This window comes from Paenibacillus sp. TSA_86.1 (assembly GCF_052691815.1).
In genome coordinates, this window is the sequence record NZ_JBQZGE010000002.1 from 449,273 (window position 1) to 473,901 (window position 24,629).

At 43.3% G+C, this 24,629-nt stretch carries 21 protein-coding genes; 7 read left to right on the forward strand and 14 right to left on the reverse strand.

Annotated elements, in window-relative coordinates:
* Nucleotides 1-6: 6 nt before the first annotated feature.
* Entirely contained in the window at nt 7-1,386 is a 1,380-nt protein-coding gene (locus ACUTVW_RS08060) for an MFS transporter (RefSeq protein WP_445645487.1), read from the reverse strand.
* A gap of 301 nt (nt 1,387-1,687) precedes the next feature.
* Between ACUTVW_RS08060 and ACUTVW_RS08065 the strand changes: the two genes are divergently transcribed.
* The gene (locus ACUTVW_RS08065; RefSeq protein ID WP_445645293.1) at nt 1,688-2,914 is read left to right on the forward strand and encodes an NAD(P)/FAD-dependent oxidoreductase; all 1,227 of its coding nucleotides are present in this window, start codon (nt 1,688-1,690) and stop codon (nt 2,912-2,914) included.
* A gap of 83 nt (nt 2,915-2,997) precedes the next feature.
* Here ACUTVW_RS08065 and map read toward each other — a convergent pair whose 3' ends face one another.
* From map to ACUTVW_RS08095, 6 genes are all read right to left on the reverse strand, one after another.
* Nucleotides 2,998-3,738 (reverse strand): type I methionyl aminopeptidase, encoded by a 741-nt coding sequence (gene map, locus ACUTVW_RS08070; protein ID WP_445645294.1) that lies wholly within the window; start codon nt 3,736-3,738, stop codon nt 2,998-3,000.
* A gap of 285 nt (nt 3,739-4,023) precedes the next feature.
* Nucleotides 4,024-6,027, reverse strand: a complete 2,004-nt coding sequence (locus ACUTVW_RS08075) for a glycoside hydrolase family 16 protein (RefSeq protein ID WP_445645488.1) — start codon at nt 6,025-6,027, stop codon at nt 4,024-4,026.
* 539 nt (nt 6,028-6,566) lie between these two features.
* On the reverse strand, nt 6,567-7,982 hold the full coding sequence (locus ACUTVW_RS08080) for a 6-phospho-beta-glucosidase (protein WP_445645295.1): 1,416 nt from the start codon (nt 7,980-7,982) through the stop codon (nt 6,567-6,569).
* Nucleotides 7,983-7,995: 13 nt separating this feature from the next.
* Nucleotides 7,996-9,930: a glucose PTS transporter subunit IIA gene (locus ACUTVW_RS08085; RefSeq protein WP_445645296.1), complete on the reverse strand. Its 1,935-nt coding sequence runs from the start codon at nt 9,928-9,930 to the stop codon at nt 7,996-7,998.
* A gap of 27 nt (nt 9,931-9,957) precedes the next feature.
* The gene (locus tag ACUTVW_RS08090) at nt 9,958-10,512 is read right to left on the reverse strand and encodes a DJ-1 family glyoxalase III (RefSeq protein WP_253494598.1); all 555 of its coding nucleotides are present in this window, start codon (nt 10,510-10,512) and stop codon (nt 9,958-9,960) included.
* A gap of 11 nt (nt 10,513-10,523) precedes the next feature.
* A complete protein-coding gene (locus tag ACUTVW_RS08095) occupies nt 10,524-11,081 on the reverse strand; it encodes a DJ-1 family glyoxalase III (protein ID WP_445645297.1) in 558 nt (185 codons plus the stop codon).
* Nucleotides 11,082-11,309: 228 nt separating this feature from the next.
* Here ACUTVW_RS08095 and ACUTVW_RS08100 point away from each other — a divergent pair, with 228 nt between their 5' ends.
* Together ACUTVW_RS08100 and ACUTVW_RS08105 are read left to right on the forward strand one after the other, a co-directional pair.
* Nucleotides 11,310-12,251 carry a LysR family transcriptional regulator gene (locus tag ACUTVW_RS08100; protein ID WP_445645298.1) on the forward strand — a complete coding sequence of 314 codons (942 nt, stop codon included), beginning with the start codon at nt 11,310-11,312 and terminating at the stop codon, nt 12,249-12,251.
* Nucleotides 12,252-12,440: 189 nt separating this feature from the next.
* Nucleotides 12,441-13,829 (forward strand): MmgE/PrpD family protein, encoded by a 1,389-nt coding sequence (locus ACUTVW_RS08105; protein ID WP_445645489.1) that lies wholly within the window; start codon nt 12,441-12,443, stop codon nt 13,827-13,829.
* Between the two features lie 100 nt (nt 13,830-13,929).
* Here ACUTVW_RS08105 and ACUTVW_RS08110 read toward each other — a convergent pair whose 3' ends face one another.
* The 3 genes from ACUTVW_RS08110 to ACUTVW_RS08120 are packed head-to-tail and all read right to left on the reverse strand — an operon-like array spanning nt 13,930 to nt 18,183.
* Nucleotides 13,930-15,384: a glycoside hydrolase family 1 protein gene (locus ACUTVW_RS08110; protein ID WP_445645299.1), complete on the reverse strand. Its 1,455-nt coding sequence runs from the start codon at nt 15,382-15,384 to the stop codon at nt 13,930-13,932.
* A 15-nt stretch (nt 15,385-15,399) separates the two neighbouring features.
* Nucleotides 15,400-16,239 carry a BglG family transcription antiterminator LicT gene (gene licT, locus ACUTVW_RS08115; protein ID WP_445645300.1) on the reverse strand — a complete coding sequence of 280 codons (840 nt, stop codon included), beginning with the start codon at nt 16,237-16,239 and terminating at the stop codon, nt 15,400-15,402.
* A 45-nt stretch (nt 16,240-16,284) separates the two neighbouring features.
* Entirely contained in the window at nt 16,285-18,183 is a 1,899-nt protein-coding gene (locus ACUTVW_RS08120; RefSeq protein ID WP_445645301.1) for a beta-glucoside-specific PTS transporter subunit IIABC, read from the reverse strand.
* 291 nt (nt 18,184-18,474) lie between these two features.
* Here ACUTVW_RS08120 and ACUTVW_RS08125 point away from each other — a divergent pair, with 291 nt between their 5' ends.
* From ACUTVW_RS08125 to ACUTVW_RS08135, 3 genes are all read left to right on the forward strand, one after another.
* A complete protein-coding gene (locus tag ACUTVW_RS08125; RefSeq protein WP_445645302.1) occupies nt 18,475-18,660 on the forward strand; it encodes a hypothetical protein in 186 nt (61 codons plus the stop codon).
* Nucleotides 18,661-18,709: 49 nt separating this feature from the next.
* Nucleotides 18,710-19,180, forward strand: a complete 471-nt coding sequence (locus tag ACUTVW_RS08130; protein ID WP_445645303.1) for a hypothetical protein — start codon at nt 18,710-18,712, stop codon at nt 19,178-19,180.
* Nucleotides 19,181-19,284: 104 nt separating this feature from the next.
* Nucleotides 19,285-19,755, forward strand: a complete 471-nt coding sequence (locus ACUTVW_RS08135; protein WP_445645304.1) for a ferritin family protein — start codon at nt 19,285-19,287, stop codon at nt 19,753-19,755.
* Between the two features lie 152 nt (nt 19,756-19,907).
* Here the strand turns inward: ACUTVW_RS08135 and ACUTVW_RS08140 are convergent, their stop codons facing one another.
* From ACUTVW_RS08140 to ACUTVW_RS08155, 4 genes are all read right to left on the reverse strand, one after another.
* On the reverse strand, nt 19,908-20,807 hold the full coding sequence (locus tag ACUTVW_RS08140; protein ID WP_445645305.1) for a cation diffusion facilitator family transporter: 900 nt from the start codon (nt 20,805-20,807) through the stop codon (nt 19,908-19,910).
* 325 nt (nt 20,808-21,132) lie between these two features.
* On the reverse strand, nt 21,133-21,852 hold the full coding sequence (locus ACUTVW_RS08145; RefSeq protein ID WP_445645306.1) for a hypothetical protein: 720 nt from the start codon (nt 21,850-21,852) through the stop codon (nt 21,133-21,135).
* A gap of 113 nt (nt 21,853-21,965) precedes the next feature.
* On the reverse strand, nt 21,966-23,276 hold the full coding sequence (locus ACUTVW_RS08150) for a sensor histidine kinase (RefSeq protein ID WP_445645307.1): 1,311 nt from the start codon (nt 23,274-23,276) through the stop codon (nt 21,966-21,968).
* Between the two features lie 119 nt (nt 23,277-23,395).
* Nucleotides 23,396-24,103, reverse strand: coding sequence for a response regulator transcription factor (locus ACUTVW_RS08155; RefSeq protein ID WP_445645308.1), 708 nt, complete (start codon nt 24,101-24,103; stop codon nt 23,396-23,398).
* A gap of 159 nt (nt 24,104-24,262) precedes the next feature.
* Between ACUTVW_RS08155 and ACUTVW_RS08160 the strand changes: the two genes are divergently transcribed.
* Nucleotides 24,263-24,520 (forward strand): GlsB/YeaQ/YmgE family stress response membrane protein, encoded by a 258-nt coding sequence (locus ACUTVW_RS08160; RefSeq protein ID WP_445645309.1) that lies wholly within the window; start codon nt 24,263-24,265, stop codon nt 24,518-24,520.
* Nucleotides 24,521-24,629 lie beyond the last annotated feature (109 nt).

Here is a 24,629-nt window from a genome sequence, read left to right on the forward strand (position 1 = left end):
GTTTGTTTACATCGGAAGTGTATCTATTTTTTGTCCAGCGGGCTGACGTGATTGAGAAGTCACAACTGCGATCCGTAATGACGAGAATAAGCTGAGTAAAGCCAATAACAGTTGAAGCATCAACACCATCAGAATCCCTATGGATATGCCCCATCCCATCGTTTTCGCTAATGCAACCAATGAACCGCTTACGCCAATGCTCACAGCTACATAAAAAGAATCGACAAACTGCAGATTTGCAGACATCTTTCCTTCCTGTCCAAGTTCTGCATGTTGTAGAGCGATGACCGCGGTAGTAGGGTTAGCCAGGCCAACACCAAAACCAACAATAATCTGTGAGATAAGGATGAGGATAATCCCGGTATTCGCCAAAAACAAAGCCAGTATGACCAAGATAACTCCGCCGATCATGATGCCAATTCCGAGCGTCACTCTCTTCTTACGTCCTCCACCCCGGTCTTTTGCATCCCATCTAGCTTGTAGCCATGCTGCAGCTGACCAGCTCAATGAGCCTGCTGCTACAAGCAGTCCGGCTGTGTCTGCGGCTAGGCCTTTCATCTCCGTGAGACCCAGAATAACAAAACTCTCGGTTGCAAAATAACAAGCCACATACATTCCCCTTGTTACCAATGTTGCCGGTAAACCCGATTTGACCAAAAATGTCCCTTGAGGCATCAGTTTGCGGATGAACGGAATCATGATTATTAATCCGCTAATGGAAAGAGCTACCCCTGGCCAATTCGTAATCATGCCAAGACCTGTCAGTAACAACCCCGTTCCAATCGCTAGTAGAATGGCCTGCCCTGTTCTGGAGTCACCGGCTGTTGCTCCTCCTGTAGTTTGCATACGGCGCTGCAAATCACGAAACGACCGATATGTAAGGAGAAGTGCGAGGGCAATCAATGGAATAACAATCCAGAAAACAAACCTCCAGGACGTATAAGAAGCAATGAGACCTGCAAAATAAGGCCCGATTAACGATGGAAGAACAAACGCCATAGAGAACGCCGCCAAAATCTGTGTTCTCAGCGTTTCCGGGTAGTATAACGTTACACACACATAGACACATGTAATTAATGCACCGGCCCCAAACCCTTGAAAGGTTCTTCCCAAAATCAGCATATACATGTTCATAGATGCAGCAGCAATGATTGTGCCAAGTACAAAAACAGCAAAAGATATAAGCAAAGATGTGAACACGCCTCGTTTGTCTACTTGCTGACCCATAACCAACGTTCCTACAAGCTGGGATAATAAAAACGCGCTGAAAATCCAGCCATATAAATGAACCCCCTGCATGTCTTGAGCTATTTTCGCCGCAATGGTTGTAATTGCGAGCCCTTCAAATGCTGAAGTGGTCAATACCAACATAATGCCAATGGTCATGGTACTGTAACGTCGATTAAAAATACCGATCGGTTTCTCGTTTGTCACGGACACCTCCATAAATATTGAAATATTAGTAAAATAAACCTGCAGATGTATCTTTAATATAGAACAAGCACCCTACTTTGTAAACAAAAATGTTTAATAAGTTCTTTTTTTATCGTTTATTGCGCCCCGCTCAAAGATGACTCACTGTTCAAAGCTTTCGTAATACACTCCTCCGCAAGAAGCATCTTCTCTGCATTGACTTCCAGCAAAGTGCTTATACTACGTACCGAATATATCTAAGGAGAGATTCGACATGGATCTGCAGAGCGGTAAATTATATTGGCCAACCACAGTAAGCAATCCTCCTTCCTATCCGAAGCTTGAAGAGGATATTAACTGTGATGTTCTTATTATCGGTGCGGGTAGTTCAGGGGCACAATGTGCGCATTTTTTAAGTGATCAAGGATTATCTGTCGTTGTTGTAGACAAGCGTAAGGTTGGAGAAGGCAGCACAAGTACCAATACTGCATTGATTCAATATGCCGGGGAGAAAAGCTTTGTCTCCTTAAGTCATACGTTCGGAGAAGAAAGAGCCGCTCGTCATCTTAAATTGTGTGAGCAGTCCATTCATCACATTGAGCAGATCAGCAGTGAACTTCCGATCAACCCAGATTTTATAAGGCGTGACAGCTTGTATTACGCGAGTTACCAGGAAGATATTCCGGCATTGCAAGAAGAATATGCGCTTCTGAAAAAGCATGGTTTCAACGTAGGTTTTTGGGACGAGCAACGTATAACAAGTGTGTATCCTTTCTCTAAACCGGCTGCGCTCTATTATCATGATGATGCGGAGATGAATCCGTTAAAGTTCGTCTATGGACTGCTCGAGAAAGTCAGGTCGGAAGGTGTTCGAATCTACGAGGAAACTGAAATTTCAGGTAAACATTTCGGCGATGATACGGCTGTCTTCTACACCAAGGATCGTCGCGAGATTCGTGCCAAACATGTGATTATTGCTGCCGGCTATGAAGATAAAGACTTTAAAGTAGAGAAAAATGCCACCCTGTCCAGCTCCTACGCTGTTATTACCAAGCCAGTCTCGGATTTAGAAAACTGGTACAAACGCACATTAATCTGGGAAACGGCACGTCCATATGTTTATATGCGAACAACTCCGGACAATCGCATTATTATCGGTGGCATGGATAAGGATACAGCCTACGCCGAAACAAGGGATTCCAAAATTTTGGCGAGCAAAGATAAACTGATTCACGAGTTTACCAAGCTTTTTCCTCATATTCAGGCGGAACCAGAGTATTATTTGGGAGCTTTTTACGGGGGAACACATGATGGCTTACCAGTCATCGGCCAGTATGATTCCTATCCGCATTGTTATATCATTATGGCTTATGGCGACAACGGAACGGTGTATAACGGAGTTCTTGCCAAAATCGTTACGGATCAGATTGTGCATGGCTTTAGCAAGGATATGGATCTGTATTTACAGAACAGACCGCTTGTTGAAAAAGTAACTCACTAATTTGTTCACAACGCAAAAGCCGATTCCATATATGAAATCGGCTTTAAGCATATCCTTTGCAAAACCTGATGATACCTCTATAGTTACAGAGTGATAATGATAGGCCCTTTTTTAGACAGGATGATCGTGTGTTCAATCTGTGCTACATAGCTGTTTTTCGTAGCAAACGTCCATCCGTCTCCTTTTTGATACACTTCTTCTTCGGACGTAGAGATAAAGGGTTCAAATGCGATAACCATACCTTCTTTTAACAACTCATCATCGGATGTGTCATTGTAGTTATAGATATGATCCGGTGCCTCGTGTATTGCACGTCCAACCCCATGCCCTGTGAGGTTACGAATAACCGTTAATCCATTCTGACGGGCAGTCAGGAATACGGCTTTTCCAATGCCGCTCTTTTTAGAGCCAGGATTCGCTTTTTTCAATCCTGCTTCAAAAGCCAGTTTGGCTACCTCACAGATTTTCGTTAACACTTCTTCTCCCTGGCCGACAACAAAGGAGATACCTGTATCCGCGAAATATTCGTTTTTGGAGCCGGAAACGTCGATGTTGACGATATCGCCTTCTTGGATTACCCGATCCCCTGGAATCCCGTGAGCGACTTCTTCATTGACACTAATACACGTAAAACCAGGAAAGTCATATTCACTTTTGGGTGCGGAAATGGCGCCCTCTTTCTCAAACAGCTCTCCAGCTAAATCATCCAGTTCTTTGGTCGTTACACCCGGAACCGTCCGCTCAACCAACGTATCGCGGATGGAAGCAACGATCCTTCCAATTTCTTTTAAACCATTAAAATCCTCTTCCGTTTTTGCAATCATATGCGCGTACCTCACGTTCCTTCTTCTTTGTAAACAGAAAGTTTCATCTCATTGCAACATAAATTGCTACAGTTTGCAACATTTTTAGGATTCGATGTACTCGCACAAAGAAAAAACTCAACTATTTGACATCTATGTCGATGATTACGTGCTGGCCTTTACCTATCTTACGTGTACAAAAAAGAGGTGAACCGAAGTTCACCCCAGGTATATAGCGTTAATAATCATGTTACGTTACACGATTTCGCTCTCGCTAATTTAACTTAACGGACTAAGCTAAAACCATTATTGCTGTTTATACACCCGAACATAATCCACTTGCATGGTTGCAGGAATATCTGAAGCATCCGGAATGCGGCCACCATCGAAATTACCGCCGATCGCCAAGTTCATGATTAAATAGAACGGTTCATCAAATGGAGCATTAGGGTTGTTCGGTGCAGCTGCAGACGACCACTGCTGATTGGTAACTTTATAGAAGAATTTGCCGTCCACGTACCATTTGATGTTGTCCGGTTCCCAAACTACAGAATATACGTGATAATCATTAGCAATAGTTTGTCCTGCAGGGAAGTGATACTCTCCACCTGCATACTGATTGGCAGGCCATTGCCCGCCAAAGTGAATCGTCCCACTGGTTGTTCCAGGCAGACGACCTCTTGCCTCCATTACGTCAATTTCACCTGATGCAGCCCATGTGCCATATACCGAATCTTGCGGTAGCATCCAGAGTGCAGGCCATACGCCATCTCCTGTAGGCAGCTTGGCACGGAAATCGACACGCCCGTACTTCAAGGATAACTTGTCTTTGGTATTCACCTTACCGGAAGCATATTTAGCAAAACGATTCGGGTCTTGAGGGAATGATTGGTTACTATGTGTTGCACGGATATTTAATTTTCCATCCTGAACAAAAATATTTTGGGGACTGGTAGTGTAGTGCTGGAGCTCCGCATTGCCCCACCCCCAGGTTCCCGGATCATCATTGAGATAATACCCAGTTTCTATATTCCATTTGCTTGTATCCAGCGCAGAACCACTGAACTCATCCTGCCAAATCAGATTCATGCCTTCAATCGCCGGATTGTTCGGTGTACCGATAGAGATGTCTTCTTGGTCCGAACCATCGGGACGTGGGGCATCCGGGTTGCCAATGAGTGTATAATTCACATAGTTGCTGCCCACGTTTCCACCGGGTTGTCCATTAAGCGGATAGCCGATTCGAATTTGCATATTTTCCTGAATAGGTCGGAACCATAGACCATAGATATGATCGGCCCAGTATCCCCACTGATTGGCATCGGAAATCGGATTGTAGCCATTGCCGGAATACGTAAATTTACTTTGACCACTATTACTTAAGTCTACCCATTGACCATTGATATTGATTTGGTATACAAAATTTTGTAATTCCTTCGCAATAGGTGCGCTCCCGCCAATCTTGGGCAGCGGAATACCTATGGAACCGCTTTTATCTGCTGTGAAAGTTGTCCCTTCATAGGCAGTAACTACGAATGAATTACGCACAGGTTCATTGAATGTAATGGTGTAAATAATATTCACAGCCGATGTTTTGGACTGCAGCTTGACGTGAATAGACTCGGTTACGTTAAACCAATATCCTCCTCCACCCTCAGTGAATTGGCCGAAGTTCTGATCGTAAATCCAGCCGCTGTCTGCGTTATTGTCAATATCAATCCACGTGTTGCTCTGCACCGGTTTCACATACACCTTGAGATCCTGAGCGACGGCTTCATAGGTGACTGATGGATTATTGTTAAAGGTGGGATACGTAAAGCCGGCGCCTCCGGTGCTGCTGGCAATGATGTCAGGCCCCTGTGTAGGGCTCATTGCTGTGATCGTTGTTTCGTTAATGTTTTGAAAGACCAGTCGATAATCAAGCTTTATTCCGTTCGCTTTGGAATACAATTGAACATCGGTGGTTGAGGAGAGAGTGAACCAATATCCATGAAAGCCGGCGTCAGTCCAGTGTCCCCAGTTTTGGTTGTACGTAAAGCCTTCCGCCTGATCAATATCCACCCACTCGCTTCCTACCTTGACATTAACACCTAAATCCCCGTTCACTTCGCTCCATGCAGCAGAACCCCCATTAAACTTAGGCATCACGAACCCGAAACTGGCCTTGACAACCCCGGATTTGGATATGACAGGTCCGTCAGCAGATGAAAAGTACTCCATGGACGTAATCGTCTTCCCGGCAGCCCGAGCCGTTGAGCCGGGCCCAAGTAAAACACTGGCCAGCATGATGAATACGAGCATCACACCCATCCTTCTGTACAACAATTGCCTCTCCCTGCAAGCAGCCGATTTCATTCATTCTCCTCCTTCAAATCATTTTTCCAATCTGTTATCAATAAGGAAAAAGATTACAGATCAGATAACTCTATTCTACCGAAAAGAAGAATGTGCTGAAAGATATATTTATAATTTGTTTTAGCCTGTCAATTCATTGTATAAATGAAAAGAGATGATTCCTTTTCAATACAGAAATCATCTCTTATTTTCCTGGGATGTCCGTTCCACCAACGTATCACGGATCGAGACAACGACCCTGCCAATTTCTTTTAAGCCATTAAAACCCTCTTCCGTTTTTGCAATTATATGCGCTTATCTCACATTCCTTTTTCTTTGTAAACAGAAAGGTTCATCTCATTGCAACATAAATTGCTACACTTTGCGACATTTTGCGTTGAAAAAGCAACCAGAAGCCTTAATCTATAAGATAAAGCTTTTTGGATATTGGAAAAAAGCACTGTTGTCTTTATAGAACGAAACAGTGCTTATCTTTAACATATGCTGTTTAGGATTTATATGTTTTCCCCGTGACTTGCTATACATTCCTTGTACCAGTAAAAAGAGTCTTTCCGTACCCTTTTCAGAGAACCGTTTCCCTCATCGTCTTTGTCGACGTAGATCAAACCATATCTCTTTTTCATCTCTCCCGTACCGGCACTTACAAGGTCAATGCATCCCCATGGCGTATAGCCGATCACTTCGACTCCGTCCTCCAAAATGGCCTTTTTCATCTCACTTACATGTTGTCTCAGGTAATCAATTCGATACGGATCATGTACTGCTCCATCCGCTTCCAACACATCGATGGCACCCAGTCCATTCTCTACTATAAACAAGGGGATCTGATACTTATCGTACAGCCAGTTTAATGTAATCCGAAGACCTACCGGATCAATCTGCCATCCCCATTCGCTGGCTGGCAAGAGAGGATTTTTATAACCGCTGATTTCATTGCCCTCGCTCTTGTCCTGATCCGTTGGATCAGCCATCACGACTGAACTAGAGTAATAACTGAAACCGATAAAATCTACCGTTCCTTCTTTCAGGATCAATTCATCCCCCGGAGCAGATTCGATTTCCAATTGGTGTTGCTCCAAGAATCGAAAATATGACCGCGGATATGTTCCTCTGACATGTACATCAAGAAAATAATAAGCTTGCTGAAGTTTCTTGACATGGGCGAGTACATCATTAGGGTCGCAAGTTGCTGCATAGGACGTTGGATGAAGAAACATGCCGCCAATGATAAAGTCCGGGTTGATCTTTTTGCCGAGTTTGACTGCCTTGGCACTAGCGACCAGCATGTGATGTGCAGCCTGATACATGGTCTGCAGTTTGTTTTCTCCTTCAAACCATTGAATTCCTCCTGGCTTCCAGGGCTTGCGTACAATCATATTGATTTCATTAAACGTCATCCAGTACTTGACCTTTGTTTGAAATCTCATATAGATTGCTTCGCAGTAGTTTAAATAGAAGTCAATCAGCTTTCGATCACGCCATCCTCCATATTCCGTCACCAGATGATAGGGCATTTCAAAATGGGATATGGTGACTACCGGCTCAATTCCATAAGCCAAACAGGTATCAAACAAGTCATCATAGAACTGCAGGCCTTCTTCATTCGGCTGCGTCTCATCCCCGTTTGGAAATATTCTTGTCCAAGCAATACTGGTTCGAAAGCATTTAAAACCCATCTCATGAAACAATTGAATGTCTTCCTTGTATCTCGTATAAAAATCACTAGCCTCGTGACTAGGGTAATATACATTTTCCTCTATACCTTCTGTAATCCTCCGCTCAACTCCATGCGCTGCTGCTGACATTACGTCAGCGACACTTATGCCTTTGCCGCCTTTGTTCCAGCCGCCTTCAACTTGATTGGCAGCGACAGCGCCTCCCCATAGGAAGTGTTCTGATAATTTGTCCATGATCTCATCACCTCTAAGCATGAATGCGCAGCAATGCCTCATTTTGGGCAATTCGATCTTCTTTAGCGACCTGCTCTACACTCTGATATTCAAACGTATTTGAAATAATAATGGGTACTACTGTATCAAATCCTTCTGCACGGATAGCATTATGGTCATATTCAATTAACAAATCACCTTGTTTAATGATCTGATCCTGCTGCACATGAGAATTAAAATGTTTACCTTTCAACTTGACCGTATTAATACCTACATGAACAAGCATTTCAACGCCTTCGTTCGACATTAGTCCAATGGCATGTTTGGTCGGGAACAACGAGACGACCTTTCCGTCAAATGGTGCGTATACTTTGCCATCGATGGATTCGACTGCCGCGCCGCTACCTAAAGCAAAGATAGGATCGTCAATCTCTTTTATGTTCTTAACTGTGCCGTTAATAGGAGATCCGATGATTAACGTTCCTGAAGGCCGAATTACACGATCAATTCCTTTATTTGCAGATGTGGATGCTGACGATTCAGAAGTTGCCGCTGTTGGACTAGCCGTTCCAGCACTCACCATTCCATTACTAGCGTTAACTGTTGCTGGAGCTGGAATGTCCTCTTCAATCCCCCAGATTAAAACGGCAACCAAAGCAAGCGTTATACTTATGACAACACCAATGATAATGTGAATGTAGCTATCGGCAATATACGTTGGCAACGCAAGAATTCCGGGTAGAATCAAGGCTGTCGCTCCGCCGCCCCAGAAATTGATATAAGCTGCTCCGATCCCTCCGGCAAGCATTGCACATATAAATGGTCGCTTGTATTTCAGATTGAACCCGAAAATAGCCGGTTCCGTAATTCCAAACATCGCTGTTACTCCACTGGACAAAGCACTCGATTTACTCGCTTTATGTTTCAGCAGGAGGAATACGCCAAGACATGCTCCAGCCTGAGCCAGATTGCCTGTCAGGTTGGCAGGTGAAATGACCGAGTAACCATATTCTGCGATAAGCTGGCTGTTAATCGGTGTAATCGCGTAATGCATGCCAAATATGATCAAAAGCGGCCTGAATGTTCCGAACAGAAAGGCACCAATCACACCATTAACGGTATAGAGATACGTTACAATTTGGGCAACCCCGCTACCGAAATAGGTTCCGATCGGCCCGAATACAATCAATCCAAGTGGAACCATGATAAATAACACAATCATCGGTACGAACAGGATTTTAAACATATCGGGTATACGCTTATTTACAAAGCGATGTACGTAGCTCATAACCCATACGGAAATAATGATCGGAATAATCGTTGACTTATAGTTCACGAGCAACAACGGAAGTCCGAAAAAGCTTAAGCTGGTGACGCCGGTTTCTGCTACTTTTGCAGCACCTTCCATGATCGTCGGATACATGTAAGCGCCGGCAAGAGCGACAGCTAAATACTCGTTTGTTTTAAACTTCTTGGCTGCACTGACTGCTAGAAAGAAGGGGAAAAAATAGAAAATCAGATCGCTGATCAGGTTAAAGGTTTGATATGCGCCGCTTGTTGTTTCGAGAAGATTCATTGTCGTCAGGATCGCAAGCACAGACTTGACCATACCGCATCCAATTAACACGGGAATGACGGGCCCGAATATACCTGCAACCGTTTCTACGACTCGGGATAATACATTCTTTTTTTGTTGCACTGCTTTTACTTCGATGTCCTGATTATCCAAATCAAGCTTTTCACTGACTGCGTCAAAAACGCTTTTGACTTTTGCTCCAATAATGATCTGCAGCTGACCGCTGTTAAACTGAGCTCGCAGGACACCTTCCAGTCGATCAAGCGCTTTCAAGTTAACTTGAGTCTCGTCTTTGACGTTGAATCTCAGTCTGGTTGCACAATGCGTGGCATACGTAATATTATCCTGTCCAATGTTGGCGATAATTTCCTTAGCCAATTCCTCTGTTTTCATATAATTCCCCCGCCCTCTTAGCTGTCTTTACTTGCCTCCGGCAAAGTTGTATAACATCTTTTCACGCAAGTCAGATGTATCTTTGCCGAAAATCTCTGCAATTTTGTATGCAAACGGATAAGGCGTTGCAGGCCCTTGGCTTGTAACCAGGTTTTGGTCTGCTACGACAACTTCATCCTTGAAGATGCCACCAATCAATTTTTCTGCATATCCCACATAACCTGTTACCTGCTTCCCCTGAATGACCTTGGCATCGGACAGAACTACCGTGCCGGAACACATCGCGCCAATGTACTTGTCGTTATCATTGAAGTATTGCACCATATGAATGACATCGGGATTCTCCTTCAGATTTTGCCCACCTGGACGGCCTCCCGGCAGAACGATCATGTCATATTGCTTTACCTCTTCGCCAAATGCTTTATCTGCTTTAACAAAGATTCCGTGCATTCCCTTCACCAGCGAGTCTCCAAAATAAAAAGTGTCACAAGTCAAACCTGCTCTTCTCAAAATATCCACAATCGTCAGTGTTTCACCCTCTTCATAACCTTCCGCCATCAATACGGCTACCTTTTTTGTCATTGTAGTTCCTCCTATTCAGCATCAAATGCATTGAAATATACCATACGATTCTTTACAGCCATACTATCTCCACCTAAAGCATCCACCAACGCATAAGCAAAAGCGTAAGACGTTGCAGGGCCACGACTTGTTATCAGGTTTCCATCTTGAACCACAATGTCTTCTTTAAACGTACCGCTCGTTTGAATCTTCTGATCATATCCTACATAGGCAGTAAATTTTTTGTTTTCCAAAATACCTGCTTTAGCCAGTGCAAGCGGCGCCGCACACATAGCTGCTACATATTTGCCAGATTGGTTCATTTCCTGAAGTAGCTGGATCACACGTTCATCATCACGAAGATTGGCAGCTCCTGGCATGCCACCAGGAAGTACGATCATATCGTAATTTGTAACATCGTTACTGATGAGAGCATCTGCTTTCACTTCGATATCGTGACTGCCGCGCACCATTTCTCCCGCTGTACTAATCATGTGACACTCGATATGGGCTCTTCTTAAAATATCAACAATCGTCAGCGTTTCACTTTCTTCAAATCCTTCTGCTAAAAGAACTGCAACTTTACTCACGCACATAACCTCCTGTTTATTTTATTCAGTGCAAGCAATTGCTTATTGCTCACGCTTACAACGCTATAGATGCCGCGATACATTCATAATTTAACATACATATCCGCAACCCTAAAGCACATTTAGACTGCTTGTATGTAACTATTAGTTGCAGTATGATGATCCTAACCTTGTTGGTATATGTCATCCGTTAATCAAAGTCACAGAGAGGAAACACAGGAGGTCAGTATGCTGAATAACTATAAATACTTTTTGGTTCTATCCGAGGAGTTAAACATTTCCAATGCAGCTAAACGGCTATACATTTCCCATCAGTCCCTAAGCAAATATCTGAAAAGCCTGGAAGAAAAACACGGGGTTGCGTTTTTTGAACGAAAACCTAAAATTGCTCTGACACCTGCAGGGAGAATTATGCAAAACACGCTTCGCCAAATTGAATTGCTGGATCAAAATATGGAGAACCAACTCACCGATCTGAAAGAGGATAAGTCGGGCACCATTCATTTTGGCATTACCGAAGGGCGTTATCCGATTATCGTACCGAAGCTGTTAAAAGAATTTCGCACTTTACATCCTAAGGTTCAGCTTGAAATTCATCGTACAACTTCCCCGCAAATGCAGGAGATGGTGTTAAACAATTCACTGGATCTCTTTCTCTCGGGTGTAGACAACATCGTGACGCAAAATGTAAAGTATGAAACGATTCTGCATGAACAAATGTACATGGTGATTTCAGACAATCTGCTTAAGCTTTATTTCCCGGATCAGTATCCCGAGTGTATCGAAACCTTTAATCAAGGTGCGGATCTGAGTCTGTTTCAACATGTTCCATTTGTGCTTAACAAGAAAAACTTCAATTCTCGTATTTTACTCGATAAACATCTAGCTGAACGTAATATTTCCTTATATTGCATTAACGAATTAACTCAACCAGACATTCATCACCTTCTATGTGCGGAGGACTATGCTGCCAGTTTTTCGTTAACGATGTACCTTTCAGGAATACAGGCGTTGAATGAGTCCGGGCATACCAACTCTCCGCTTCATGTATTTCCGATCGCTGATTTTGCCCATCTCCACCCACTCGCATTGATTTATCACAGAAACAAAATCTTTCCTTCATACGTTGAGGATCTGAAAAGAATAATCAAGCATTATTGCAACCCTTAAGTGCATCAAATCGAGTAGCGGATGAAGCGATATTGCCCTTCAAGCCATCTTGTGCATACAAAAGTTGAGTGATTGCAGTTAACTTGTGCTGGAGTTCATCAGCGTGCCAACTATATATTTTTGTTATGTAAACTTCCCATACATTCGTGGATGGAAGTCAAAATAACGAGGTGAATTGTTGTGAAAACGATGATTGTTGAACTGGCCGATTATGTAACTCGCCTTCAATATGAGGATCTCTCCGAGAGGGCGATTGAGGTCGGTAAACAAGTGATACTGGACTCTTACGGTAATATGATATTTGGTCGATACTCGGAAGCAAGTGAACGCATCCTGAAATATGCAACTCTTGCAGACTCGGTTATTAAAAATGAAGAATTGGTTTCACTACTTGGTGAACGGAATGTTCGCACGAGTACAGACCATGCAGTCTTTATCCATACGATGATGGCGCGCTGTGCAGATCTTGATGATGGGTATCGTCATGCGATGGGTCATCCCGGTTCTGTGCTGGTTCCACTTCTACTAAGTATGGCCCAATTACACCGAAACGATGGGAAACAGATGATTACAGCTATTGTTTCAGCATATGACGTATATGCGAGGTTAGGTGAAGCTATTAATCCATTTATGTATCGGGAAAGAGGTTTTGATGCTACCGGGGTGTGCGGAGCTGTTGCAGCTGCGGCTTTGGTATGCAAATTAACCAATGCGGATACCAAGCAGACCAAAGATGCCATGGGGATTGCATCTCTTTTCACAGGAGGTTTGATTGAATACCAGAATGATGGAACATCGGGGAAAATTTTGTGCAGTGGCTGGGCCGCATTGACCGGATTAAGAGCCGTGAGACTGGCATCCTGTGGTTTTACGGGGCCTGATGCAGCATTAGAAGGAAGATATGGATTTTTTCAGGCCTTCAAAGGTACAAGCGGGCATTGTGATACAAGGGATGTATTAAATGGGCTGGGAATCGATTTTAAAGTAACGAGTATTTATTTTAAACGCCATGCCTGTCAGCGCGGTTTACACGCTACACTTGACGCCATGCTGGAACTTCGTGAAGATTATCATTTAACGCCTTCGGAGATTAAGTCTGTTGAGGTGAAGACATCTTCCTTTGTATACCGACTAACGAATCCAAAACCCAAGACAGCCATCGGAGCACAGGCCAGCACGCAATTCACTTCAGCCGTGGCTCTTAAATATGGCCGTATGGATTCGGAGGAATTAATATTCGATAGCTTCACTGATCCGGAAGTGCATGAACTGGTTGAAAAAATTACGGTAACTCTGGATGATGACGTACAGGAATATCTGGCTGATCATCCGACCCACTTTTGCGCTGCTCATGTTGTTATAACAACGTATGATTCTCATGTACATGAACGTTGGATGCCCGTACCTTTAGGAGATATTGAAACACCATTTGGCTGGAACATGCTTGAACAGAAATTTAATCGCTTGCTTGCGGGCACACCTTTTGATCACACCCACAAAGAACGATTTGAGATGATTCAATATATGGAGAACCTGACCGATGTGGATAAATTACTTGTTTATAAGCGACTTGATTAATGTAAATCTGAATATGCTTTTAAACCGTACAAAATGACAGAAGAAAAGGGGCTGTCCCTAAGTCATAATTATGGCTGGGACAGCCCCTGCTCTATTCTAGTTAAAGTCCATTATTAGAAATCAATTTTTGGTACCAGAAGAAACTTTCCTTCCGTCTTCGCTCCAGCGTGCCGTTTCCGTCATTATCCTGGTCGACGTGGATTAGACCGTAACGTTTTTCCATTTCCGAAGAAGAGTAGCTGATCAGGTCGATGATTCCCCAAACGGTATACCCCATGATTTCAACACCGTCGAGTATAGCCTCATGCATTTGTTCAATATGAGAACGCAGGTACTCAATGCGATAAGGATCGCTGATTGTACCGTCCTCTTCAATGGTATCGTAAGCACCAATACCATTTTCTACGATAAACAGAGGTACCTGATAACGGCTGTACAGATTGTTAAGTGCGAGTCTCAGACCAATCGGATCGATCTGCCATCCCCAATCACTGACAGGAAGGTAAGGGTTCTTCACGCCGCCCATCGTATTGCCACTAACCGTTTCCAGACCTTCGCTATCTGCACTTGCAACAAAGGAATTGTAGTAACTGAATGATATGAAGTCAGCCGTGTACTTTTTCAGCAACTCACTGTCGCCTTCAGCTTTTTCAATAATGATTGCCTGCTCTCTAAAATATCTCTCGATGTAACCTGGGTAAGCGCCACGCACCTGCACATCGGTAAAAAACAGATTAAATTGATTGTTCTTGTGTGCTGCCAATACATCCAGCGGATTACATGTGTGAGGATAGTGCAACAGGCTTGTCAGCATACAACCGATTTGGGCATCTGGAATGATCTCATGACATAGCTTTACCGCATAAGCACTCGCAATGAATTGGTGATGCAGCGATTGGTATACTGCTTGCTCAACATTCTCGAAGCGATCCGGAACAATGCCACCATTGGTGAACGGATGACGCACAATGCCGTCAATTTCATTAAAAGTGATCCAATATTTCACTTTATCTTTATAACGGTTGAATACTGTTGTACTGAAGCGTACAAAGAAATCAACAACCTCTCTGGATGTCCATCCGCCATAATGATCGACCAGATACATCGGCATCTCATAGTGAGACAAGGTAACCAAAGGTTCAATGCCATTTTTAATCATCTCATCAAAAAGGCGATCGTAGAAAAGCAAACCTTCTTCATTTGCATTCGTTTCATTGCCATTCGGGAAAATCCGCGTCCAGGCAATAGACGTGCGTAATGTTTTGATTCCCATCTCACCCATTAAAGCAAGATCCTCTGGATACCGATGATAGAAATCGATTCCTCTGCGTTTCGGATAATTCACGGTAGATTGATCCTGAAGCGCTGTCGCGAGTTGCTCCGAGCTCACAGCATTTTGTTTTTTATAGTCATCTTTACTTATGTTTTTCTTATTCATAGCCGTATCGGCGGTAGAAATGCCTTTCCCTGCTGTATTCCAGGCTCCCTCAGCCTGATTCGCTGCAATTGCTCCGCCCCATAAAAATCCTTCGGGAAATGTTCTGATGGTCGTCATATCATAATCCTCCTGTTAATGCGCTCTGTCCATCACACGGCTAATGTGAATGATGAGATACAATCTCTCCTCGTTGGACATAAAACGTTCAAATCTTGCACCAATGTAGTTGTTGATCTTCGAAACACAATTGCTCTCCTCCGGATATTTACTAGAGATCCGTTCAAGCAATTCATCATCTTTGGATTCAAGCATCGTATTCTCCAATAATCGCTGAACAAAAAACTGCAGATGAGTCAAAAAGCGTGAATAGTTAATACTTAACGTGTCCAGCTCAATTCCATATTGAATACGAATGATATTAAGGATATCCTTCACGGTGTTGGTCATGATCATAACCTGACTCATGTTCTGTTCCGTTTGCTGTGCATTGACCAGATGGAAGGCGATGTTAGCTGCTTCCTCTTCCGGCAGGTCTAGTCCAAGCTTATCTTTAATAAACTTCAAAGCCTGCTTCCCAATGAGGAATTCTTGCGGGTAAAACTTCTGCACTTCCCATAACATTCGATTTTGTATTGTAATATTGGATTTGAATCGTTTGGCAGCCATATGAAGATGGTCTGTTAACGAAAAGTATAAATTCTCACTGAGATCCCTTGATAATACTTGTTTAGCATAGGATATGATTTCGTCTGCCAAAATTAAATACTCTTCCGGCGTCTCTCTCATCAGTGCAGTCATATCCGAGGACATTCCTTCATTCTCAACGACGTATACTTTTTCAATTTCATTTTCGTTAATGATGTCCCCGGGTCTGCTTCTGAACCCAATTCCTTTGCCCATGGCGATAACCTCTTTATTGTCATTACGCTTGGCCAAAACAATACTTGTATTGAGAACCTTAACTACTCTCATATCCATGCTCCTCTATTGTTCAGGGTGAACCTCACCCTCATATTATTACAAAATGGTTATAAGTGGTGTCTCAGCTCCTATTTTACCGGACTGCTCATGTCCAAGGATTTCAAGATAATCACCACTGTTGGTTACAATAACCGGTGTTGTTGTGTCGTAACCTGCTTTTTCAATGGCCTCCATATCAAACTCGATCAGAAGTTGCCCGTGTTTCACGATATCTCCCTCCTGAACAACAACATTGAAATGCTGTCCTTTTAATTTAACGGTATCAATGCCGACGTGAATCAGAAGTTCAATGCCTTCTACCGATCTCAAACCGATCGAGTGTTTGGTGCGAAACACGGTTTGCACAGTGCCATCAAATGGAGCCACAACTTGTCCCTTAGCTGGTTTAATTGCCATACCTTTCCCCATCGCTTCTTGGGAGAACGCTTCATCGTTTACCGCTTTTAACGGAATTGCCTCTCCTTCAATCGGAGAAAAGACAACCAAACGCGATTTCAATTTCTCTTTCTTCGGAGCTGGTGGAGTTGTTTCTACTTGAGCAACTTCTCTTGATGAAGCTTGTGCATTATCTTCTACTCCTGGATCATTAAAACCGATGAAATAAACGGCAATTGGAGTAACAACGATAGAAATAGCCGCTGTAATCAAGGCATAGGTGAAGTTATTTTCAGCCCCGATAAACATAGGTAACGATGCAAGACCCGGCCCTACTGCTGCATAAGCCTTCAAGTTAACAATACCAGCGAACAGTCCCGCTGAGCCCGCTCCAATCATACAAGCTACCAATGTTCGTTTCAGACGTAAATGTACTCCGTACAAGGCAGGTTCCGTAATACCGAACAATCCAGATATACCGGCTGGCAACGCAACTTGCTTCAATTTCTTGTCCTTAGCCAAGAACCAGACCGCGAGCGCTCCAGCGCCTTGTGCCATGTTAGAAGAAAGCATTGCACTATGAATCAATGTTTCATATCCAGGTGAAACCATTGCTGCGAAAATAACGGGATAAAACACTTTGTGCATGCCGAACATCACGATAAACGGAAGGAATACAGCCAAAATTACAACCGTTAACCAGCCAATTTTACCTTGAATCCAGAATAGACCATCAGACAAACCTACACCCAAATAGTTACCGATGGGTCCCAAAACAGTGAGAGCCAGTGGTGCCATGACAAGTATGACAATTAAAGGTTTCAGGAAGATTTTCACTGGACCAGGGGATACCTTATCCGCAAATTTCTCAACATACGACATGAGCCATACGGTCAGAATGATGGGTAAAACGCTGGACGCATAACTGATATTAGGTACAGGAACACCAGCGATTTCCACGGGTACTTCTCCGCCAAGTAATGTGATCATCTTAGGATGCAGTAATACCCCCGCCAGTGTGGCTGCAATATATGGATTGGTTTTGAATTTCTGTGCACTTGAGTATGCCAGCAATACAGGCAGGAAATAAAAAGCTGAATCCGCGATAGTAAGCAATAACGCATAAATTTGACTTTCTTTAGAAAGTATACCGAGCGATGTACACAACAAAAGCAAAGCTTTAAACATGCCCGCCGCAGCGATTGCTGGAATGATCGGCTGGAAAATACCCGTAATCAATCCGGCAAAACTTTCAAACAATCCTTTAAAACTCATATCTCTTTTCTTGTTTGGCTCCGGGTTCCCCTCTGTGTTTATAGTGATCATTTCTTTAAGTTCATTATATACATAGCTTACATCATTACCGATAATAACTTGATATTGTCCGCCACTGTATACGGCTCCCATGACGCCATCCATGGCTTTAATTTCTTCGGTTTTTGCTTGATTTGGATCTTTCAGATTCATCCTTAATCGGGTAGAGCAATGGAGAAAATCATTGATATTTTCTTGTCCGCCTACTTTGTCAAGGATAGCCTTAGCAGTTTCTTTGTAATTCATGTAAACACCTCACCCTGAAATTGTGCATAAAAAAAGGCCTAAATTGGGTGGGTATAATAAATATACAAACCACCCAATTTAAGCCTTGCCTGCCGAACAGTAACACGCCAAATTGAATCATATATGATGTTGTTTAATGCAAATATAAACGTTTACATCGATAATGTAGCATGGATTTCGACAAAAAGCAACACTTTATACACAAAGAATCTTATTACATTTATGAATTACCTTAAGATGTAATGGGCATCTTAACCAGATGATAGATGTACGCGACGGGGGTTGTAAACAATGCAACACATCAATGATTGGTTGAAACAGATCGCACACAATTACATCTTGGTCGTCATCGCTGCGGTTCTCTTTTTTGCGATCAAAGCTGTGATTGGCTGGTATACGTACAGGCACTATGATCAAAAATTAAAAGCACTTACGGATAAAGTGAATCTTCTCCTTGAACAGAAAAAATCGGATTAATTGGCGAGAGTTCGTTTAGATATCACAGTTTAATTTGGAGGGAAAAGATATGCTGGGCAATTGGATCGTTGGTATGGTCATCCCCCTTCTGATAGGTGCTTGGATTTTACGGCGGAACTATAGACTCGTTTTGATTTATTTTCCGCTTGGTGTGGCTACATCCACTTGTATTAATAGTGTTGGCTTCAATTTCTTCTGGAATATACTACCTAACACTCGCAATGAAGCCTTTGCGGCTCTTCCGATGGATCTGGGAATATATCCGGTTACGGGCTGTATTATGATGTATCTGATCCTTGTTAAACACGTCAGACCTTGGCCGAGTATCGTTGTTTCAGCGCTTTTGTTAACATTAATCGAGTATATTTCCAAGCTAATGGGACATGTTGTTTATTTTAACGGATGGAATATCTTTTGGACCTTTTGGTCTTATTTCCTGGCGCTTATAATTGCCTATGGATACAGTAAGCTGATAAAAATCATGATTAGAGACGATATCGTTAAGCGGATCGAACGTTAAAGGGCTCTGGTGCAGGCATAGCATGAAGCATAGCAAAAGAGAGCGGGTTACGTTTATGGGTATATGTGCATATCTTAACTCATCATTGTTATGGAGGTATTGGTATGTACACAACGTATCCTTATTTTTATCGAAAACCCTTTACTCCCGTGTGGGCCACATCAACAGCTGAAGCGCTCGGACTCATTCAATCTGCTGTTCAGGGCGAACGAAATGATGAACTGTTCTATGATGCTCTCATTCGTATGGCTCCGGATACGTACCAAGCCGCGATTATTACAAGCATTCGCGATGATGAGCGTGGTCACAATCAGATGTTCAGAGAGATGTACGAAGACCTCACAGGTCATGAGATCACGGGCGTAAGTAGCGAATCTCCGGAAACCGTCACATCGTATCTGGGTGGTTTACAAAAGGCATTTCAGGGCGAGCTCTCCGCCGTCGAGAAGTACAGAAAAATATGGTTTGGTCTCCCCTACGGTATTTACAAAGACACGGTATGGGGCATTATCCTGGACGAACAAAAACATGCGGATAAGTATAACAATCTGATTATGTACAATATGCCTAAATGATTGCTAGATAAGATCATTCAGATTGACGTGGGCATGTTAAAAAAGTGAACGAACCTTAAATAGTTAACAACATCAAAAAACCAGTAAACATCATCGTTTACTGGTTTTTGCTTTTTCAAGGCCCTTTTACATTTTTTATTTTTTTATAAATATTACATGTATTCTTTGACCGCTTCCTGTTCTGGCTCCGGCTCGACGTGAACGTGTACCGTATACACATCATGCTCTTCCAGCAGCTCATTCTCCACATCGGTACAAATATCATGTGCTTGTTGCAGATCCAAATCTCCCCGAACCGTGATGACCACGTCAACTACGGCGTTGCTGCCGTAATTACGTGCTCGTACATCTTTAACCGTCTCTACACCATCAATTCCGGCAATGGTCTCCCGGTATTCTTGAATCAACTCTACATCAAATCCATCGGTAAGATGGTGCGTAGCTTCTCTGAAAATATCCCAGGCCGTTTTGCAGATCAGCAAACCGACGATAATCGCTGTTACAGGGTCAAGCCAAGGCAGACCGAACTGAGAACCTATGATCCCGATGACCGCACCGATACTCACCCAAGCATCGGAGATGTTATCCCGTGCAGCAGCCATAACAGCCTGACTTTTGATACGTGTTGCCAGTCTTTTATTGTATCGATAGACCAAAACCATAACAATCGCAGAGAAAATGCCTGTATACGCGGCAATAAGATCAGGAGATTCCTGCTTGCCTTCGAACACAGAACCGAAAGCTTCGAACAATACTTGCAGTCCAACGGCCATCATGATAAATGAAGCCACTAGAGACGCCACCGTTTCTGCTCGCCAGTGTCCATATGTATGATCTTTATCTGCCGGACGCTGGGCGAACCTTAAGCCAATCAGTACGGCAATGGACGCGACAATATCGGTCGCATTATTCAAGCCGTCTGCTCTAAGCGCTTCAGAGCCAGCCATTGTGCCAATCACCAGCTTCAATGCGGTCAAACATATATAAGCGATGATACTGATGATCGCCCCGCGTTCCCCGAGTTTTAAGTTATCATATCTTAGTTGATCCACGTTCTGTTCCTCCTGCCAATCTTCAACTCTCTTAACACTTGTATGATGGTATCATTGAACATTTGTGTGGGTCTAGAGAAACGTTTTAAGTGTGAGCAAACATAATCTGAGAGCGGCAAGAGTTTAATGGGAATCCAAAAAAGTTGTGTATGGCAAACTTGTACGCTGTCTATATTTTAATAAGGTTAAGCGGTCTATCCTATATCAACCTATAATCGGCTCATAACGACATAAAAACCTGCCCAACACTTTGGGCAGGTCTTAAAGTTAATCGTATTAATCAGTTCTGTGAATCCAATATGATTATTTCACTACTTTTTCTATTTTAGTCTAACAAACTGAAGATCTGAATACTTTCGACCTTGGCATCCTTGATATGGAACGACATGACATCTACATAGTTGGATGGCTCGTAACGGAAATCATCCTCCTCGTCAGGTGCTCCATTACCTACCAGTTTCCCTTCAGGATACGCTTTTTTTAGTGTGTCTAAGCTGTCCCCTGCTTTAATGTTTCGAACTGTCGTGTACTTGGGATCGGTAATTTTGATATTAAAGATCGAATCTTGTTTTCCTTCAGGTACGCTGATGGTTTTAATCTCCAGACCAGGATACGTATATACTTTTTCCGTGAATCCGATTAAATTATCCATATTGGTCCCATCGCCGGCCGTATACGTATGAGATTTCATTTTATCCGGCTTGCCCAGCTTTTGCTCCATCTGCTCTTCATTCACTGTATCCGAGATGGCAATGGTTTGATTGTTATATACAAAAGCAAGCTCCTTCAGCACGACATTACCTTCTTTTTGAACGGAGCCTTCCTTCACCACTTCAGAGCTCTCTCCTTCGGTACTTTCAGAATCTGATTTTGTTGAATCCGATGTACCTTCACCTTTACTTTGTCCGTTCGACGTATTTTGTTCAGCTGAGTTCTGTCCGGTTGCTGGTGACTTGGCATCCGTGGACTGACACCCCGTCAGAGCCATCGTTAGTAAAACACTTAACAGGATAAAGCTTGCAGATTTCTTTGTTAATTTCATCATAATCCCTCCATAGATGTGTGATTTGTTCTTATGAAGTTATTATAAAAAAAACATTTGTTAGTCTCATAACAGAATTGTATCAGTCTTGTAACAACACCTGAATAACACATATATTACGCACGAGGCAACACAATCGTCACGGTAGTCCCTTGTCCTAACTGACTTTCCACATCAATATACCCATTAAAGCGCTCTACGATTTCTTTGCAAATGGAAAGGCCGAGACCTGAACCATTTGCTGTGCTTGCATTTTTCGCCCGGTAAAAGCGTTCCTGCACTCGCTCCAGCTCATCACCAGCAATGCCTATGCCTTCATCCCGTATCCGAATGGCCAGCTCGTTTGGCGTATATTCCATCTCTATTACAATCTGTGAATGACTGCTTGAATATTTGATTGCGTTATCCATAAGGTTGGCAATCGCATGAGACATGAGCATTGGATTGACGTTTGCATAGACTTTTGTCAGACCTTCACCTTCATCTGCGGGTTCTCCCTGCGTTTTATGAACTGTAATCCGGATCTCTTTATCCTTCGCCTTTGCTTCCATATTCATGGTGACTTGCTGAATCAGCGCGTGTATTTCCGTCTTTTCGACCTCCAGTTCGCTTGAACCCGTCTTGTCGAATCGGGATAACAATAACAACTCATTAATTAAACGAGTCAGCCGATCTGATTCCTGCAGCAGATGCGAATAGATTTTTTGCAACTCTTTGTTCTCATTCTCCCCTTCATACAGGTATTGAGAGAAACCACGAATCGCTGCCAACGGTGTTTTTAACTCGTGAGATACATTGGAGACAAATTGTTTCTGGTACTGAATGTAATCGTGAAGCTGCCGTCCCATGGAATCCAGTCCATCCGCGAGCATACCCAGCTCATCCTTGCGGTTCAGATGAACTCTCCGAAATTCCTGTCTGGAGAAACTTTGTGCAGCACCAAGAAGCACTTTAATCGGTTTGGTTGTACTGCGTGCAATCCACAGGCTGGCTAACGTAATCAGCACAATGAATCCGCCTGCACCGGCAAACAGAACATAACGGATTTGATCCATGATGGCATAAAAGTACGAAATGTCCTCCACGAATTCATACACATAAGCGTTTTCGTAAAACTGATTCTGAATGGGAGTCGCAAAATAAAGCAAATGATTATCGGTTACAGTGTAGGCATAGTTGCCGTTCAGAGCTTTTTCAATATTTTTCTCGAAAATATGTGGTTTGCCATCATTAATGATGATGCCATCTACAGCTAAGCCCAGTAGCTGCTTGGAGCTGTCATAGATACGCACTTCCTTGCCTGATGCTTTCAGCTTCTCCAGAGCAAGTCTGACGATTTCCTTCGTCTGCGGTTCCCCTGACGATGATCGATGCTGTGCCAGCACTTCACGGAAGGACAACTCGGAGAGATCCGCCTTCTCCATCATTTGTTTTTCAATGGTAATGAAGCTGTAGTAATCAATAGCTTTATTGACGGCAAATATGATAATGCCAAAGGAGAGCACAGAGAAAAATAAATAATTTAGCAGTAACCGGGTTGCGTACTTCAGGCCTCGCCACCTCCAAGCTGATAACCAAATCCATAGATTGTTCTCACATACTTCGGTTCGTCCGCGTTATCCTCCAGCTTCTTCCGTAATCGCATAATCGTCATATCGACACTGCGACTGTCTCCCATAAAGTCATATCCCCAGCCGATCTGTAACAGCTCATCCCGGGTATAGATTTTGTCAGGCCTTTTGAGTAACGTTTCCAGAATTTTAAACTCTTTGGCTGTTAACGAGACAGCCACACCATTTTTCAGCACTCTACGGCTCTCCAGGTCAAATGTCAGCTCTTCATGTATGATGCGTGTGGTTTGCATTTCCGTCGCTTCACTTGTCTCATCCTTGCTTTCGTTTCTTCTCAGAATCACCTTGATGCGGGCAAGCAATTCCCGATTATCAAAAGGTTTGGTCATGTAATCTTCCGCACCAAGCTCAAGCCCGAGCACCTTGTCTATAATCTCATTTTTGGCAGAAAGCATCATTACAGGAACCGCACGTTTCCCGGTGATTTCCTTGCACAAGTCATATCCGGAGCAGTCTGGCAGCATCAAATCAAGCACCACCAGATCGGGTTGAAAAGAGTCAAGCAATTGCAGTCCGGTTTTGCCATCCTCTGCGGTTTCTACATCGTAGTTCTCTCGCCTTAGGACAAGCTCAATCAAATCTCGAATGGCCACTTCATCATCAATGACAAGTATTTTCTTCAATGCACTGTACACCCCTTCTATCTTTGTTCCCCAGCTTGAATCATACGTTACCCTCATCTTAGCACAGACACTTTGGAATCCTCCACCAACAACATGATGAGGTATATTCCAGTGAACCAAACATAACTTGTAATAGACCCGAAGAAAGGAGAACGAACCATGGATCTGCTCTGGGTACTTATTGTTGGTGGACTTATTGGCTGGTTAAGTGGCAACTTGATTGGGCGGGACGTACCGGGCGGTGTACTTGGGAACGTTGTTGCGGGTTTTATCGGTTCCTGGTTAGGAACCGAATTGCTTGGACCAAGGGGACCCGTGATTGGCGGATTTCATATCATCCCGGCCATCGTTGGCTCGATTATTGCCCTGCTCATCTTTTTTGCCTTGGCGCGCGGCGGTGCTTTCCGCAGACGTTAACAAAAAGCCGAGACGGATCCCGTTGTTCATAAGACATTTTTATAGAGATACTGCAAAAATGTTAATTTAAGGTAGTACTACAAAAAGGACCGAGAGCATTCATCCGTTG